The organism is Rhodoferax sp. GW822-FHT02A01 (genome assembly GCF_038784515.1).
Classification (GTDB): domain Bacteria; phylum Pseudomonadota; class Gammaproteobacteria; order Burkholderiales; family Burkholderiaceae_C; genus Allorhodoferax.
Map to the genome: position 1 here is coordinate 4,236,024 of NZ_CP152376.1, position 16,104 is coordinate 4,252,127.

The following is a 16,104-nucleotide window of genomic DNA, read 5'->3' on the forward strand; positions in this document are numbered from 1 at the left end:
GAGATTCAACTGGATTGACGTATTCGCGAGAAGCTATTTCGGCGCCTGCGCCGGGCCGGTTGTATTTCCGTCCTGCACCGTACCTTTTGCGCCATCACGCACGATGACGCCGATGTTGCAGCCCACGCAGGTGTTGTTTTGGAAGATGGTTCCCAGCAACCGGGTTTGGTTCAACGACTGCACCTGGCCGGGTCCTTCTGCATGCATGCGGTTCACATAACCCTCCGCTCCGCCTGACTCTTCCTGCGGCATTGTCAGATTGGGCGTGTTGGCGCGCATCATGTTGTCGCGGACTTCCACACCGATGGTGCCAACGCCAAAGTCTTGCTCATCCATGCGTACGAACAGCACGCTGATGTAGGAGCGCCACTCCCCGGTGGTATTGGTGACAGTGTTGCCGGCAATGCGTACGCCATACAGGGGCGTGAACAAGCGGTCTTTGATGTTCTGTGCTGAACGCAGGTAGATGCCACCGCCTTCTACAAATACATTGCTGACGATATCGATGTCACGCACCGCGGTTTGGTACAGCCAGATGCCACGTGGGTTCTGGCTCAGCGTATTGCCCTTGATGAGTGACTTTTCCAGACCCCAGATAAAGGTCACGTAGCGGCTGCTGCTGTCAGGAACCACGTCCCACACCCGATCCACCGTGATGGTATCGGCCTGGTAGGCCATTACCCTGCGTGATTGCCCAGCGCCCTTGCCACCCACAATGGCTACGCCATAGTTTTCGGGAATGACGCCACCCTCAAACAGCGCGATGTTCTGCTTGTTGGCCGGGTCTGACAGGGTGGTTGGCGTGGCGCGCGCCACTGTACCTAGGTTCTCTGTACGCCGTCCACCGCCACCTTCGGTCAATAGCGTTTCTCCATCATTGCGAGACTTATTGACTATGGGGCCTCCCAGAACGTCAAATGTATTGCCGACGATGGCAACCCGATGGGCAAAGTCCATCGCCAGGCTGTGTGTGATGACTTTGGAGTTCTGGTTGCCACGGGCATCGCGTGTAAAGCGGTTGTCTGCCACATAGGCGTCATGAATGCTGGAGAAGTTGGTTCCGCCGTCCGCGAAGGTGGTGGTGTTGCGTGCAAATACCATACCACCGCTGGAACCCAATGTGTAAGGCCCATAGCCACCCGCGTTTTTGGGTTGCACAAAGTCAGAGTCGGTCACCACAAAATTGGTGTTGCCCGACAAGTACATGTGGATGCCACCACCCAATAGAAACCGCACGTTCTGCAGAAAGATCCGCGTATTGTTTTGCAGCAGCGGGCTTTCGATACCCGCACGTACATTCTTCAGCGTCAGGTTGCGCACGCCTACCAAGTCTTGTGACCTTGCCATGAGCGGATAGCTGGCTTCGTACTGGATGAGCGTTGCATCCTTGCCAGCGCCTTGCAGAACCACGCGGGACTTGAGCGCCACGCTGCCAGCCAGGCGGCAATTGCCAGCGGGCAGTTGCAGTACACCGCCGCCCGCTGCGGCCAGTTTGTCTATGCCGGCCTGGATTGCGGCCGTGTCATCTGTAGCGCCGTTGCACAGCGGCTTGTTGCCAAGGCGTGTGTCCGTGTCAGCGCGCACAACGCGCGTTGCGATGTCGCTGAAAGCGGCGCCCCATCCCACACCCAACGCGAAGGGATCGCCACGGCCAGACGTTGCCACGTCAATATCTCGATCGAGTGCAGACGGGCCCGTGCCGTTGCCATTGTCCACGGTGATCACAACCCTTCTGGTCGCACGCAATCCGTCCGGTGCGGTGAGCTGCAGCATGTGCTCGTCGCTGGAGGCGGTGTCTACCGTTGCAGGCAATCCGCCCACGGTCACCAACGGTGTGAAACCGGGTAACAGCAGATTGCGCCCAAAGACTTTGAAAGCTCCCTTGGGCACGATCTGCATCGCGTCCAGGTGAAAGGCGCGTGCGGCATTGAGCAGAATGGGCGCACTGGCAGTCTGGCCGTTGTCCACATGCACGGCCAATGCGCCGGTGGCTGACTCCGGAATCCGGAAAGACAGCCATCCCGTGCCAAACTGGTTTACCAACGGCAAGTCCAGCGGCGACTCCCCCGGTCGGGTCAGCGTAACCACGGGAGCCTTGCCAAAGTTCTTTCCCTGCAGACCCACGATGTCACCAGGCCGGGCACTTCTTGACGCATTGAAAACGACGGGAGCAGCGGAGCTTTCCGTGCTCAAGGGGTCTGCCGCATGGGCACTGCCGGCGATGTAGGCAGCAAGGCTGCAGATGCGCAACAGGTCTGCCTTGCGATCACGGTGGGGTGTTGTCATGGCTTTGGCCTGAAGAGGAGGTGATCAAGGAGCGAATGCGGCTGCCAAAGGTGGCCCAGTTCAATTCGCGGGTGAATTTCATGCGGGCTGCCAGCGCCATGCGCTGGTAGGCTCCGGGCGCCTGGATCAGCGCAAGGATTCGCTGCGCAATGTGCATGGCGCTTGTGGAGGCATCAAACAGCAGGCCGGTTGTCTGGTCGTCCACCACACCGGGTATGCCCTGGCTGTTGAGTGCGATGCAGGGCAAGCCGTAGGACTGAGCCTCCGCAAAGACGAGGCCAAAGCACTCGGCATGGGAGGGGACAAGAAAGAAGTCCGCTTCGGCAAAGGCCGCAGCCATCGTCGCGCGGTCCTCTGGCTTGTCCGGCGAAAGGTAGCCCAGGACTCGAACGTGTGATTGGTCACGTGTCTCCAATGCAGGCTGACAGCCAATCACATCCAGGCTGGCTTGCACGCCTTGTGCGTTGAGCGTGTTCACGACATCCACCGCCAAAGGTCCACCCTTGCGCTCCCAGTCTTTTCCGATGAACAGGAACCGCAAGGGATTGAGCTTGCGCTGACGGACGCGGGCCGACACCCGTTCATCTGAATCGACGCAATGGCTGTTGGCGCCAAAGGGGAGCAAGTGGACTTTGTGGGTATCCACACCAAAGCGCCTGATCGCTTCATTGCAGGCCCAGGGAGTAGGGTAGATGACGCCGGCGATGCCTTTGGCCATATCCGCCTCCAGCCTGGCGTAGGTGGGGGCCAGCAACGGTATGGTCTCATACGCCTGGTAAGCCTGCTTGTAGGCCATCCAGGGTGCGTCCGAGATCATGTAGACCGGAACGTCGAGTGCGCCGGCATAAATCAGGTGCTGGCTGGAGATGCACAGCACCGCATCCGGGCGCTGCTCCTGCACTTCCTTTATCAACCGTTTTGCATAGGTCTTCAGCGCGGTGCGTGTCATCCACAGCGGGTATTTCTGGCGACCCCATGCCATGCGCAGGGCGCCATCCAGCAATCCTTTTTGCGGGGTCCCGGAAGACAGCACACTCACACGCTCGAAGTTGCGTTCCAGTGCCTTGCGCATGTTGAAAGGCGTGCCGCTCCATGACTTGGGGTTGTGCGGGTCTTCGACCGTCGCCAAGAGCAAATGGCGCATGGGCTATGGCGTTCCGAGCAGGTTTGCCATGCGTGCCAGAACGCTATCCGTGGCCAGATGCTCTTCGGCATATCCACGTGCCCTGTGTCCCAGCGCTTTGCTGTGGTGGTCATCATCGACCAGCTGCGCGATGGCCTCTGCCAGTGCCAGGCTGTCACCAGGCGGCACCACTTTCCCGCACAGGCTGACGACTGAGGCGATCTCGGTTCCTTGCCTGCAGGTGGCAATGACCGGGCGCCCACTGGCCAGCATGCCGCTGAGTTTGGAGGGCAGCACCAGGTCTTCCGCCTCCGCGCTCTGTGGCAACAGATGCATGTCTGCCAAGCCCAGCAGATCGCCCAGGCGTTCAAACGGTTGCAGTGGCAGGAGCTTGAGGTTGGGCAACTGCTGTGCCGCAGCTTCGAGTTGAGGCTTGAGCGCGCCATCCCCGCAGACCACGAACAGAATGTCCGACCGGTGGGCCAGATGGCGGGCCGCTTCCGGTATCACCATCAAGCCCTGCTTGGCGCCCAGCGTGCCGGAGAACAGCGCCACCTTGGTATGCACTGCAATGCCCAGCTCTGCCCGATAGCTGCTGGGTGCCGCGAGGGGGCGCACATGGCTCAGGTCCACCCAGTTGGGGAAATGCACGGCCTTGTGTGCTGCCACACCCTTGTGCCGCAGCTGCTGCACCATGCTGTTGGATATGGAAGAGACCAGGTCAAAGCGTTGCAGCAGCCAGCGCTCCAGGCCCAGAACCACATTCTGTAGCGTGCGCCCTTTGAGCAGCCCCATCTGGAAGGCCACATCGACCTCAAAATCCTGAATGTGCAGCCACGCCTTGGCACCGCACAGCCGCGCCACCAACCATCCCGTTGGAGCACACACCAGTGCGGGTGCCACCGTCATCACGGCATCGGGCCGCCACACCAACTGGTACAGCATGACGGGCAGTGATGAAGCAGCAAACGTCACCAGATGCACCACGCGCTTGAGACCGCCGGGGCTGTGCGGCACCCACAAGGGCGCGCGCCAGACATCGACGCCTCTCCATCGCTCGCGCCGGTAGGGCGGCCATGCATAGCCGGCCGCCAGTCGCCAGTCGGGGTAGTAGGGCGGTGCGGCCACGACACGTACCTGGTGCCCTTGTTCGGCCAACCATGCTGCCATTTCACCCGAATACTTTCCGATGCCGACCGACTCGGGCGCGAAGTTGGCGCTGTAGATCAGGATCTTCATGGGGAGAGAACCGGTGGCACGGACAGCGCTGCATGCCTGAGCTCTTTGACCTTCAACACGATCATGTACTCATAGATTGCCTGCAGCGTTGCGTAACGCATGCCGGCCGCACCGTCCAAGAACGCCCTGCGTGCAAGAAGCATGTAGAGGAACTTGATGAGTGGGCGTCCGGGAAGGCGATAGAAAATGGCTTTCTGATGCACCCTGCGTTCATTGAAGTCCTTGCCAAAGAGCGCTTTGCCCCAGGTAGGTTCCACGCCGTTGCCCGATGCAATGACTTGCGCCTCCATGCGCGAATACACATTGTGTTTTGCAATCCAATGGTCCAGGCCTTTGGAAAAAGGGTAGTGGTCAAAGGTATGGCGCAGGTCGTGAATCGCGCCGTCCACGACCAGCACCTCATTGACTTCGCGCTCATAGCGGGCGCGGCCCACGCGTACCAGCCTGACGAAGTACGGGGAAATTTGCGCATGGCGCAGCCAGGTTCCCCACCAAATGTCGCGCCGTTGCATGCGTGCCGCCGCCGTTGCAGGTGATGCCGAATCCACAAACGCCTGCATCTCGCTTACCAGGGGTTCAGGGATGCGTTCGTCGGCATCCACGATCAAAACCCACGGATACTTGAAAGCAAGCTGCAGCCCCGCGTTGCGTTGGCTGGCGTATCCATCAAAGACGCGCAACGTGGTCGAAGCACCCGCAGATTGCGCGATCTGCAGGGTGTCATCGGTGCTGTGCGAGTCCAGCACATGCACGTCGTCGGACCAAGCCACAGACGCCAGGCAGCCCGGCAGGTCCTGCTGCTCGTTCTTGGTGAGTATGAGGACGGATATGGAATTCATCGGTCAAACGTGATGGCAATTCCAATCGTCAGCATGCGCTTGACCACCCAGTCCTTGGAGGGAAATCGGGGGTTGCCCAGCTTCAGGGAGCGTGAGGATGCCTTGTGGCTGCGGGCCCAGCTTTTCAGATCAAACACCGATGCCCAGTGCACCGCGTCTGCGTCGGTGAAAAACGGTTGGTGAAATGCCGCCAGGTCGGTTTGAACCAGGAACGCGGGGCTGCCCGTGAGCAGTGTTGCCAGGCGCGAGAACAGCCCCTGGCCCATAAAGCGCAGGCGCCGTGATGTTGCAAGATGGCGGCTCGACGGCGTTGCATATCCAGGAACGTCGTACCGCGGACAGAAGATGAAGATCGTTCCCTTGCGCCGCTTGACCAATTGGGCCAGTGCATTGAGGTGCGCCTGCGGGTTGACCACGTGCTCGAGAACGAAGGTGGAGAAGACGATGTCAAAGTCTCCCACCAGCGCAGCCGAATCGACTTCACCGATGTGCACTTCGTCCGCATTCAGTTCAAGCCAGGTGCGATTCTGGGAAGTCACGTCCTGCACCACCCATGTGCACTGATCACGCAGATTCTGATCGCTCAGGAATTTGCCGAACCCGCTCATTCCCGCACCGACTTCCAGAACGCGGACCTTGCCAGAACTGCGGGCGCGGGCCTTGATGTGATCGGCAATATGTTGCCAGCAGTGGACCTGGTCGGACGGCGTGGCAAAGGCGCTGTAGTCAGTGACCTTTGCGTAAAAGTCGTCCAGCTTTCCCTTGAGCGTGAGGAGTACGCTGGGGGCGCAGCGGGATACGGGTACGAGCTGTGGTGTCATGTTGTGCTCCGGTTTGCAGCAGTGGAATGGAGGGGACTGGATGAACGCGCCGGATTGCCCATCACGCGGTCGTTGGCGGCTACGTCCTTGGTCACCATGCTGCAGGCGCCCACGATGGCTGCCGCACCAATGGACACGCCCGGCATCACGAAGGCGCGGGCACCCACAAAGGCGCTCGCACCAATGACGATGCGCCCTGTTTGCAGGGGCCTGACGGGCGAGCTGAAGTCGTGCGTTCCCGTGCAGAGGTAGGCCTCCTGCGCCACCGTGGCGTCCTGCATGATTTCAATCTCGCCCAGCGTATAGGCCACGGCGCCATCACCCAGGCAGGCTCGATGGTGCATGGTGAGCTTCCAGGGAATGGCGATGCGGGCGCGCTGGTGCACAAACGGGGTTCCGTGCAGCGTTGCGCCATGCAGGTGCAGCCAGAAAAGTCGCCAGCGGTTCAGCGGCTTGGGTGTCCAGCAGCAAAAGGCGGCCCAGCAGAGGTTCCACAGCAGCATGCGCAGCTGCTCGCCGCGCGTCCACGGACTGGCATAGGCCGAGTCCTGCTGGTGGGTATGCAGCGCTGCCCGTGTCATGGCGCCACCAGGAGCTTTTCGAAGTCGGCCAGGAAGCTGTCGGCAATGGCCGTTGCAGAATGCGTGTGCCGGACCTGCAGTGCCCGGGCCGCAAGGCGCGAGCGCAGATCGGTGTCTTCGACCAGGCGCAGCACGCACTGCGCCAGCTGGTTCTGGGCCGAGGGGCTGCGGTGGTCAAAGAACAGCCCGTTGTCACCGTCGTGAATGAAGTCGCGAAAGCACGACAGGCTGGAGACCACCGGCACCGCGCCCCAGGCCATTGCTTCCAGGGGCGCAAGGCCGAAGGTTTCACCTTTTTCCGCCACCGATGGATAGACGAATATCGCCGCACGCTGGTAGAACTGGTTGAGCTTTTCGATGTCGTAGACGGGCTCTTCAAAGCGCACCTTGGCGGGATCGAAAAGCGCCCTCAGGTGGTCCACATAGGTAGCGCCGCCACCGCCTTCAGACGTCTTCCATGGCCCGACCAGGGTCAGCACCCAACCGGGCGGCAAGGCATTGACCGTCTGCGCCAGCAGGTCCAGGCCTTTTTCTGGATGCAGGCGTCCACAAAACAGGATCATGGATTGCTTGCCTGCCCACTCCACCGAGTGCGCGGGTTCATAGGGCAGCGGGTTGGGTATGGCACTGGCCTGCGACTTCCGGTGAATGGGCAGCTCGGCACGAATCGCTTCCAGCACCGGCGTGGAGTTGGCGCGCAGCCGTGCGGCGCGGCTGTAGAGGCGCATCTGGCCCTTGGGCATGCGCGCTACATCCACATAGACCTTGGCGGACCGGAACAGGGGAATGAACAGCGGTGCCCAGAAGGTGTTGGTGACCACCACATCGGTGTCCGGCGGAATGGCGCGGATGGCGCGCCAGGTGTAGATGGCATCCAGCAGCTTGAGCCAAAGCAGCCGCGTGGGCGTCTGGTACCCGCGCACCCGCAGGTGGACTACGCCCTGTATGTGCTCCTGTGCAGGAAAGCCCTGCCACGCCCTGGACACATGCGCCACCTGATGGCCGCGCGCCGCAAACTTCTGGCCCAGCAGAAACCACATCTTTTCGCAAGCACCGCCCAAGGCTGGTGGCACTGGCAGAAAGGCGCCCTGTAACACAGTGATCTTCATGGTTTGTGCCTCATGAAGTGGAACTCAGCAACGCAGCATTGATGCTGGTGGTCATCGACTCAATGGTGAAGCGTTTCTGGAACGTGAGCCTTGCCTGTGTCGCCATGCGTTCGCGGCTGCTTTGGCTCATATCGAGCCATTGCAGCAGAGCGTCAGTGGTTCCCGCTACGGTGTCGGTGCTGACAATGCCGGCACCGTCGCTCTTTATTTCGCGCCAGATATTGACTTTGTCGGATATCAGAACCGGCAATCCGCATCCAAGGGCTTCGGCTACGGCGATGCCAAAGTTTTCCTGGTGTGACGGCAGCACAAATGCTTCGCAGGCGTAGAACGCGCCCCACTTCAGGTCACCCCGCAGCATTCCTGTCCAGCTTATTCGCTGTGCCACGCCGAGTCGTTCGGCCAGCTCCTGGAGCGTGGCAACCCAGCCAGTCTGATCGGGGCCAGCCATCACCAGATGCAAGCGCGGGTCACGGTCTGCTACTTTTGCAAACGCCTCAATCAGCATGTCGCAGCCCTTCTTTTCCTGGATGCGGCTTAGGAAGAGCATCAGTCGCTTGCCTTGCAGTTGGGGAAACGCAGCCTCGAATGCGCTTTTCAATCCCTCTGCATCGCTTGGAGGCAACTTGGTTCCGTAATTGATGACAATTTCCTTGGCGCGGTATAGCCAAAATGACTTGCGAGCCAGCAGGCGTTCTTCCTCACAAGTGAACAGCACAGCCTTGGCATCACGTAGCAATCGATACTCTGCCCAAGGCCAGTAAAGCCATTTCTTGAGGTGCTTGAGTGGGTAGGTGTGCTTGAACCAGGGGTCCAGCATGCCGTGCGTGAAAACAAAATAAGGCACTTTCATATTTGCCAATGCGCGCCATGCGCCAAAGCCGTGGTATTGCCATAGGCCGTTGACGATCACTGCGTCGTAATTGCGCGCGTTGGAGCGCAGCCAGGGCACCAGATGGCGGTTGTATCGGTAGCCGCCTACGCTGTCGCCCAGGGCATGAACCTTTACAGGGAATTCTTTGATGAAGGGCTCGGAAGGCTCGTCCAGGGTCAGAACTTCGACTGTGTGCCCCCATTGCTGCGATTGGATGCCGTGCTGGCGCACGCCCTCCATGGGGCCACCGCCGCTCGGGTCAATGGAGGGGAGGATATGCAAGGTCTTCATGTGAACTTGTGACCGTGGTGGGATGGATGCGGGGCGGTCTCGGCGGGCTGTCCTGTTGGTTAGGATGCGCTCGTACACATGCAGATAGGCGGCGATCGCGCTGTCAGCGTTGAATTGCGCGGCATGCTGCAGACCCAGGTCAACCCGTTGCTGGCGCTCATCCTGCGTTTGGGCCAACAGAGCTTTCAATTTGCCTGTGCCTGCCTGGGCCCAGAGCTGCACATCGTCTTCTGGTCGCAGGCGTGGTAGGTAAGTGGCTGCCGGGCCGCCTATTTCGTTCATGGGTGGTGCATCGGTCGTCAGCACCGGGCAGCCACAGGCCTGTGCCTCAATAATGGGCCAGCCAAAACCCTCTTCCAGGCTTGGCATCACAAATACGCGGGCCAATGAGTAGGCTGCCACCAGGGCTTCTGCGCTCAAGCTTTTGATGAACACGACGCGCCCGGGGGCGGGAACATTGGCCAACGCTGTGCGTACCCCAGCGGAGTCCTCGGGGCTGACGCACCACAGGGGCAAGGGTGCGGGCGTGGACCTGGCATATTCGGCATACAGGCGTATCACGCCGGGCAAGTTCTTGTACCACTGGCCGCCGCTCACGTGCAGCAGCATGCCGGCGGCACCCACAGCCAAACCTGCATGGTTCAACGTATCCATCGCCTTGGCGGGGGCCATGGGGGCAAACGGATAGTTCAGCCCGTTGTAGACCACATCGGAAATGACAGCAGCCGGCTGCCCGTACTGGTGCAGGTCGTTGCGCGTCTTGTTGGATATCGAAATGAAATGCCGGGCCTGTCGGAAGCCGTGTCGTATATAGCGCTGGTAGAGCTTTCCCGTCCAGCCGGTGCGATGCTCTGGCACCTCATCCAGGGCCGAGCGCAGCGCCAGCAAGTCGTGCACATGCACCACATGGGGCAGATGTTTCACCCGTGGCACCCAGGGCCCCAAGGCCTGGTCACAAAACACATACAGGGTCTGTGCAGGTTGTCGGGCCAGCTGCGCACGCACCCACAATGGAAACAGGATGTACTGGTCTACATATCCGGCCCATTTCTTCAGAGGGCCGTGTGCCACCCAGTCGTACACCTTGGCCTGCGGTGACCACACTTGCACTTGGTGGCCGCGGGCCAGGTAGGCGTCGCGCAGCATATTCGCAAAGCGCGGCATGCTTTGCGAGCACATGAACGCCGGGTGGGAGAAGAGCACGATATGCATGGTCTATCGCAACGCGAGTGCGCCTTGGGTTGTGACTCCTGTGAGCTGCGCCAGGAAGCGCGCTACCGCGCGCGACAGGTAGTAGATCAGCAGGTAGAGCGCCAGGTTCTGGGGCAGCCCACGCACGATGCTCATGAAGAGAAAGTGCAACGATTCTGCGGAGATGCCGTACTGAAACATGCGCCAAATGCCCAGCATGCCGAGGGCGGAGATCCACATGCCGCCCTGGGCATTGCGGTAAGCCAATACATCGACACATATGAAGAGCAGCAGACACAGAAAGAAATACACCACGGGATAGGCAACGCCAAACACCGCCTGCCCTTGACCCAGGTGCGAGCCGGTCTTGTAGCCACCGAGGTCTCCGCTACCTGCAAGGTAGCTGAGGTAGTCCCCCATGGAGAAGCGCAGCTCCTGTTTGTCCACGCCAATGGACATGGCTTTGAGCATGGGGTCGGGCAGGGTGCTCCAGAACAGGTCGGTGGTCAAGTCCAGCAGTCTTGCTTCATCACGATCGCTCAACCGCGAAGCGAAATACAACGCGTTGTCATGAAACTTGGTTTCCACCAGTCTGCCGATCAGGGAGCTGGAAAAATACGTTTCATCGTAGTTGCTGTTCAGGCTGATGTGCTTGGTGCGATCCTGCTCGGCACGCAGAAGCTGTGGCTCGCTCAAGTAGTAAAGGGTCTCCTCAATCATCTTCATCGGGCCGGCATTTGCGCGTGCACCTCTGGCCAGACCCATGGCAGTCACCAATTCACTGAGGGGAATGGTTGCTACCCCACACAGCAGGATGACCAACGCAATTTTCCCCACCTGGGAGGCTCGCACCTTGTGGTGGCTGCGCATGGCGCTCAGGATCCCGAACAAGGCGATAGTCATCAACCCGGCAAGCATCAGGCTACGTGCATTGATGGCAATTGCAATGGCGGCAATGAGCAGTACATAAGCACCCAGAAAAAAGTAGTTTTTGCGGGCATTGCAATAGCTGCTGCCTTGCTCCAGCACGTACATGGGAATCAGGAATGGTGCCCACACTGCAAACGAGAAGCCCTGCGCCACCTTGCTGGCAATGCCCGCACCACCTGCCATCAGCAAGTTCAGCAGGCCAAATACGCCCATGACCCACAGGGTCCCAGCCGAAGGTGTGTCATACAGTCCGATGGACTGGAGCGTGGAGCGTACGAGCGATGTGGATTGCCTCTTTCCACGGAAGGTAGACAACACGCGGTACAGACCATGCGCTGCAATTGCAATGGATTGGTAGAACGCCAGCGTGGCAAATGTTTCAACCGGCTGGCGCAGGTTCTGTGCAAGAGGTGTCCAGTAGGCTGACTGCGCAAGCAGCGCACCCAGCTGCGTGGTCACGCAAAAGCCAAATATGGCAAAGGTGGATAGCGGATGCGTCTGGATCGCGTCGGTCCACAGGATGTACAGCAATATCGCCAGGGACGAGGCCAGCACCAGGCAGTTGGCTGCGATATTGTCCTCGCTGAAGTCAATCGCAAACTGCGCCGCAAAGGCCAGCAGGGCCAGCGCGGCAAACAGCAGCACCATGAAGCGGGAGCTACGCATGGCTCAGCAGTCCACGATAGATGGCCATGGCGTTGTCGCCATAGCTGTTCCAGCCACCGATGCCTTTGACGGCTTGCAGCGCACGCTCGCCCATGAGGGTTCTTTCGTCCGGGTCGTCTGCAAGCCGCTGCAGGCGCTCGGTCAGCATCTCCACCTGTCGGATGGGAACAATGAAACCTTCACGCGCATTCGTGAACAGATCGTCGGCCCCAGTGTTTTCGCTGGCTATGACCGGACAGGCGCATGCCATGGCCTGCGCCAATACCATGCCAAAGCCCTCCTGAATACTTGGCAAGACCAATACGTGGCTTGCACTCATCAATTGCTTCAATTCGGTCTGTGGCACGTGGCCAAGAACTCTGGCCTCCTGTGGCCACACATTCCGGGCGGAAAGCAACTGGATCAAGTCTACGGAAGGAGACCCGGCAAAGGTCAGCGTCTTCTTGGGATGCTGTATTCGGTTGAACGCCTGCACCAGATAGGGAATGCCTTTTTGCAAACTCATTGCACCGACAAACAAGACATTGAACTCATCTCTAACCGGTTTGCCGACAGGTTCAAATCGCGTGAGGTTGACGCCATACGGAAGCAACTTTACGCGTTGACCGCAAACGCCTTGCGCCAGAAAACTACGCAATGCAAAGGTGGATGGCACTGTGATTGCATCGGCATCGCTGTATTCGGCCTCTTCACGTGCTATGGCGCGGGGATCGATGCCTGCATAGGGCAGACCCCACAGCGCATGCTCTTCACGCAGCAGCTGGTCTTGCACCCGAATATGCGCAGAACCCCGGTCACACACATACTTGGCACCGCGCGCCTGAGCGGCTCGCCCGGCCTGCAATGTAGAGCCCGACAGGCCCACGTAGGCATCGCAGTCACGGACACTGTTTTGCAGCCAGCGTCCAAAGGTGATGGCATTGATGTTTTCCCACGCCTGCACCACGGCTGTGCTCAGACGATGCTTCCAGGGAAAGGCCATGTAACTGCTATGCACCCAGGGGAATGTGTGTATCAGGTTGGGCGGTATGCCTTCGTTGCGCAGTTTGAATTGGGGATAACCGCTGTAAATTCCAGCCAGCACACCGCGCGCATGGAGCTCGCGCGCCAGATCGAAGGTGTGGAACTTGCCAATGGTGGATAGGGCGATTTTCATGGATTGGCGACCCGTAGCGAGGGCGTACCGAGCAGGCGTGCTGCCAGGCGAATGCACAGCATGGCAATGGCCATCTCACCCAGCAACATGCCCATGGCAACGCCATTGATGTCGTAGGCGATGCCCAGCAGCCAACACAGCGTCACCGTCACTGCACCGGCGGCAATGGACCAGCCAGCCAGTGGCGCATGCTGGTTGGTGGCCATGAGCAACACGCGGGGAACGTGCCAGCTGCCACCGACTGCGGCGTACACCAGCATCCACAGCATGAGCCAGGGTGCAAAGGCAATGGCGCCATGGGTCCACAGCTGCAGCAACCAGGGGGCGAGGGGGTAGAGCAAGGCGCTGAGCAGCACGGCCTGGATGAAACCCAGACCGGAGGCTCTGCGATAGGTCTGCTGCAAGCCCGCCAAGTCACCCTGGCCGAACAGCCTGGAGAGCTCCGGCCACAGCGCATGGCTGAATATGGCAGTGGTTTGAACCGCAACACGGCACAGGGTGCGGTAGGTGTTGAACACGGCCACGCTGCTCGGGCCGAACTGGGCCGCAACCAACAGGGTGACACCCTGGAAGCTCAGCGCATTGGCCAGCGGAAACGCCATGAAGGACGCAGCGGGTGCCGCCATGGCGCGCAGTTCCTGCCGGTCGGCTGCAGCTATTCCCCAGCGCATGGGATGCGTTCCCCGTTGCGCCAGCCAGCTGCCATAGGCCAGCCCGACCAGGCGGCACAGCAATCCGCCCAGGGCCACGGCCGTGAACGTTCCAAAGATCACCAAGCCCAACATCATGCCCAGCCATTCAGCCAGGCGGGTGATGTTGCCCAGCATGGTGCCTGTGGCGTAGCGCTGCGTGGCTTTGAATACGGCCTCCGACAGGCCTCCTCCCAGAGCCAGCAGCGTGCTCAGTGAGAGCACCGCCAAGGCCGAGCGCATGTCGGCGTTGTCTATTCCGGGCAGCGGCACAAATAGCGCCAGCGGTATGGCCAGCACAGCGATGGCACTGCATACCACTGCTATGAAGAGCTGGGCACTTTGAAAGACGCGGTTGGCCTCGTATGCATCACCCCGGCCCATGGCCATGGCCATCTTGTTGCCCGCGGCCGTCACCATGCCGGCATCGGCCATGGACAGATAGGCCGGTATGGCAGAGAGAATCAACCAGTTGCCGTAGGTGGCGGTGTCCCAGTAGTGCAGAAAAAGGGGAAGCGACAGCAGCTGGATGCCAATCGTGATGGCCATGCCAAAAGAATTGGCCCCCATGCCCGCAATCACCCTGCGCTTCATCAGCTGAAGCTTGCGTGCGCAAGAATGGAGTTGACTATCATCTCGTTATAGTGCCCGTTGCGCATGACACGTTGATGACCCGCAGCAGCAACGGCCCGGCGCCTGTCCTCGTTTGCCAGCGCGTAGTTGCACATCTCGGCGCACTCCTGCGCATCGCTCCAGAACAGCGCTTCCTTTCCTTCCTGGTACATGTCCACATGCTCGGAAGTGCGTTCGGCGCACAGCAGGGCACCCAGTGCCGGAATCTCCAGCGAACGGGTGGTGTGCAGGTCGCGGTTTTCGCGCGACAGCAAGCCGAGGTTGACCTTGGCGCATTGGATCGCCTTGGCATAGTCATCGCCCGCAATCGCGCCGCCGCGCCAGTGGCGCCGGAGCATGGGCCACTCGCGCGCCTTGTGCCACTGCGAGCCTTGGATGGTGAGTGGCACACCACGCTCGATCAGTTCCTTCAAGAAAGGGCCGCGCTCCGGGAACCAGGTGCCCAGAAACAGCACATCGCAGTCCCACACCTGGTGGTCATGTTGGGACAGATGGCGCGGTGCGTGGTTGACCTCGTCGGCGCTGCGGTAGACACGCAGCATCTCGCGCGCGCCCAGATCTTCGCCCTCGGCCACGTTTTCGTTGCGCACCACGACGTTCAGGTCATAGAAGGGCAGGCTTTGCCGGTAGGCGCGAAAGCGTGCCCCGTCGCGCGGCCCCAGCGGATCGTCGATGTTGTAGTTGATGATGATGCGGGCGTGCTCGCGCAGCAGGGCAATGGCCTTGGGCGTCACAAACTCACCACCATCCACATAGCAGACGTCAAACTGCTTGTGCCGCAGGAAACCGTCCAGCCGACGCAGCAGCCAGGGCACCAGCCGGTCGCCCCCCAAGTGCCAGGCGATACGGTCCACCCACGGCGTCTGCGGCAGCAACTGGCGCAAATCCAGATGCTCGACGCCGTGTCCAAGCCGCCGCAGCGCGTTGGCACGGTCCAGGCAGGTGCCGCTCTGTGGTCCCAGGTAGAGGACGGAGAGGGCGGCCATCATAGGTGCTGCAGGTCACCTACGAAGCGATGACGGTGTTCGGGTTGAATGGCGGCAATCAGCGCGTTGGCAAACTGGGCCTGGATGTCGTAGGCTTTGTCGGTATCCCGGTCTATGGAAGAGACCCGCACCAGAAAACCGTCCGGTATGCGCCGGCTCATGGCGTATTGGAATTCGACGCCGCGTTTTTGCAATGTGCCGGAGGTCACGGTATCGCCGATGGCCGTCCAGAAGGTGACGGGTTCGTAGCGCTGCCCCATATGGGTCTGGATGCGGGTGGACGGAATCGGCTGACCCAGAATGCGCAGCGTGGTCTTCTCGCGATCCGTGAGCGTGAAGCCTTGTGCCGGGTAGCACACCTCGGGAGAGTGCAGCTCCAGACCCTTGTTCTGGTTCTTGCCATAGGCAATGGACAGCATGATGCGGTAGCCCTGGCCGTTGACATAGGTGCGACTCAGCGTTTCGGTGTAGATGCGCTCCAGCGTTTCCTGCTGCTGCGGATCGATGATCTGCATCACCGTGCCCGGCAGCTCGTGCCAGTCGCCGAATGCAGTGGGAACCATGGCGTTCAGATCGACGGTGGGCAATTCATCTGCCAGGAAGCGGGTGGGGCGCAGCGTCGCGCCCAATCCGGCGGACAGCAGCATCAGTGCCAGCAGAAGCCATTTCTTGATGGACAGGCGCATGGTT

Annotated in this window: 13 protein-coding genes; all 13 read right to left on the reverse strand. The window is 60.4% G+C overall.

The window, feature by feature from the left end; translation table 11 throughout:
• Positions 1-33: 33 nt before the first annotated feature.
• The 13 genes from AAGF34_RS20180 to epsI are packed head-to-tail and all read right to left on the reverse strand — an operon-like array spanning position 34 to position 16,100.
• A complete protein-coding gene (locus AAGF34_RS20180; RefSeq protein ID WP_342617494.1) occupies positions 34-2,286 on the reverse strand; it encodes a glycosyl hydrolase family 28-related protein in 2,253 nt (750 codons plus the stop codon).
• On the reverse strand, positions 2,267-3,430 hold the full coding sequence (locus AAGF34_RS20185) for a glycosyltransferase family 4 protein (RefSeq protein WP_342617495.1): 1,164 nt from the start codon (positions 3,428-3,430) through the stop codon (positions 2,267-2,269). Before AAGF34_RS20185 ends, AAGF34_RS20180 begins: the two co-directional genes overlap by 20 nt.
• 3 nt (positions 3,431-3,433) lie before the next feature.
• Positions 3,434-4,648 carry a glycosyltransferase WbuB gene (locus AAGF34_RS20190; RefSeq protein ID WP_342617496.1) on the reverse strand — a complete coding sequence of 405 codons (1,215 nt, stop codon included), beginning with the start codon at positions 4,646-4,648 and terminating at the stop codon, positions 3,434-3,436.
• Positions 4,645-5,487, reverse strand: coding sequence for a glycosyltransferase family 2 protein (locus AAGF34_RS20195; protein ID WP_342617497.1), 843 nt, complete (start codon positions 5,485-5,487; stop codon positions 4,645-4,647). The genes AAGF34_RS20190 and AAGF34_RS20195 overlap by 4 nt, the downstream gene beginning before the upstream one ends.
• On the reverse strand, positions 5,484-6,308 hold the full coding sequence (locus tag AAGF34_RS20200) for a hypothetical protein (RefSeq protein ID WP_342617498.1): 825 nt from the start codon (positions 6,306-6,308) through the stop codon (positions 5,484-5,486). The genes AAGF34_RS20195 and AAGF34_RS20200 overlap by 4 nt, the downstream gene beginning before the upstream one ends.
• On the reverse strand, positions 6,305-6,889 hold the full coding sequence (locus tag AAGF34_RS20205) for a hypothetical protein (protein ID WP_342617499.1): 585 nt from the start codon (positions 6,887-6,889) through the stop codon (positions 6,305-6,307). The genes AAGF34_RS20200 and AAGF34_RS20205 overlap by 4 nt, the downstream gene beginning before the upstream one ends.
• Positions 6,886-7,998 carry a glycosyltransferase family 4 protein gene (locus tag AAGF34_RS20210; protein WP_342617500.1) on the reverse strand — a complete coding sequence of 371 codons (1,113 nt, stop codon included), beginning with the start codon at positions 7,996-7,998 and terminating at the stop codon, positions 6,886-6,888. Before AAGF34_RS20210 ends, AAGF34_RS20205 begins: the two co-directional genes overlap by 4 nt.
• A 10-nt stretch (positions 7,999-8,008) precedes the next feature.
• Complete coding sequence (locus AAGF34_RS20215) at positions 8,009-10,375, reverse strand: glycosyltransferase (RefSeq protein WP_342617501.1); 2,367 nt, start codon at positions 10,373-10,375, stop codon at positions 8,009-8,011.
• Positions 10,376-10,378: 3 nt separating this feature from the next.
• Entirely contained in the window at positions 10,379-11,950 is a 1,572-nt protein-coding gene (locus tag AAGF34_RS20220) for a hypothetical protein (protein WP_342617502.1), read from the reverse strand.
• Complete coding sequence (locus AAGF34_RS20225) at positions 11,943-13,106, reverse strand: glycosyltransferase family 4 protein (protein WP_342617503.1); 1,164 nt, start codon at positions 13,104-13,106, stop codon at positions 11,943-11,945. Before AAGF34_RS20225 ends, AAGF34_RS20220 begins: the two co-directional genes overlap by 8 nt.
• Positions 13,103-14,389, reverse strand: a complete 1,287-nt coding sequence (locus AAGF34_RS20230) for a lipopolysaccharide biosynthesis protein (protein ID WP_342617504.1) — start codon at positions 14,387-14,389, stop codon at positions 13,103-13,105. The genes AAGF34_RS20225 and AAGF34_RS20230 overlap by 4 nt, the downstream gene beginning before the upstream one ends.
• Complete coding sequence (locus AAGF34_RS20235; protein ID WP_342617505.1) at positions 14,389-15,417, reverse strand: glycosyltransferase; 1,029 nt, start codon at positions 15,415-15,417, stop codon at positions 14,389-14,391. Before AAGF34_RS20235 ends, AAGF34_RS20230 begins: the two co-directional genes overlap by 1 nt.
• Positions 15,414-16,100, reverse strand: coding sequence for an exosortase-associated protein EpsI, B-type (epsI, locus tag AAGF34_RS20240; protein ID WP_342617506.1), 687 nt, complete (start codon positions 16,098-16,100; stop codon positions 15,414-15,416). Before epsI ends, AAGF34_RS20235 begins: the two co-directional genes overlap by 4 nt.
• Positions 16,101-16,104: the final 4 nt, after the last annotated feature.

Excerpts from the sequence above, each read along its gene's own strand:
- AAGF34_RS20180 (WP_342617494.1), bottom strand. The coding sequence starts at position 2,286 with ATGACAACACCCCACCGTGATCGCAAGGCAGACCTGTTGCGCATCTGC.
- AAGF34_RS20230 (WP_342617504.1), bottom strand. The coding sequence starts at position 14,389 with ATGAAGCGCAGGGTGATTGCGGGCATGGGGGCCAATTCTTTTGGCATG.
- AAGF34_RS20200 (WP_342617498.1), bottom strand. The coding sequence starts at position 6,308 with ATGACACCACAGCTCGTACCCGTATCCCGCTGCGCCCCCAGCGTACTC.
- epsI (WP_342617506.1), bottom strand. The coding sequence starts at position 16,100 with ATGCGCCTGTCCATCAAGAAATGGCTTCTGCTGGCACTGATGCTGCTG.
- AAGF34_RS20185 (WP_342617495.1), bottom strand. The coding sequence starts at position 3,430 with ATGCGCCATTTGCTCTTGGCGACGGTCGAAGACCCGCACAACCCCAAG.
- AAGF34_RS20195 (WP_342617497.1), bottom strand. The coding sequence starts at position 5,487 with ATGAATTCCATATCCGTCCTCATACTCACCAAGAACGAGCAGCAGGAC.
- AAGF34_RS20225 (WP_342617503.1), bottom strand. The coding sequence starts at position 13,106 with ATGAAAATCGCCCTATCCACCATTGGCAAGTTCCACACCTTCGATCTG.
- AAGF34_RS20190 (WP_342617496.1), bottom strand. The coding sequence starts at position 4,648 with ATGAAGATCCTGATCTACAGCGCCAACTTCGCGCCCGAGTCGGTCGGC.
- AAGF34_RS20210 (WP_342617500.1), bottom strand. The coding sequence starts at position 7,998 with ATGAAGATCACTGTGTTACAGGGCGCCTTTCTGCCAGTGCCACCAGCC.
- AAGF34_RS20220 (WP_342617502.1), bottom strand. The coding sequence starts at position 11,950 with ATGCGTAGCTCCCGCTTCATGGTGCTGCTGTTTGCCGCGCTGGCCCTG.
- AAGF34_RS20205 (WP_342617499.1), bottom strand. The coding sequence starts at position 6,889 with ATGACACGGGCAGCGCTGCATACCCACCAGCAGGACTCGGCCTATGCC.
- AAGF34_RS20215 (WP_342617501.1), bottom strand. The coding sequence starts at position 10,375 with ATGCATATCGTGCTCTTCTCCCACCCGGCGTTCATGTGCTCGCAAAGC.
- AAGF34_RS20235 (WP_342617505.1), bottom strand. The coding sequence starts at position 15,417 with ATGATGGCCGCCCTCTCCGTCCTCTACCTGGGACCACAGAGCGGCACC.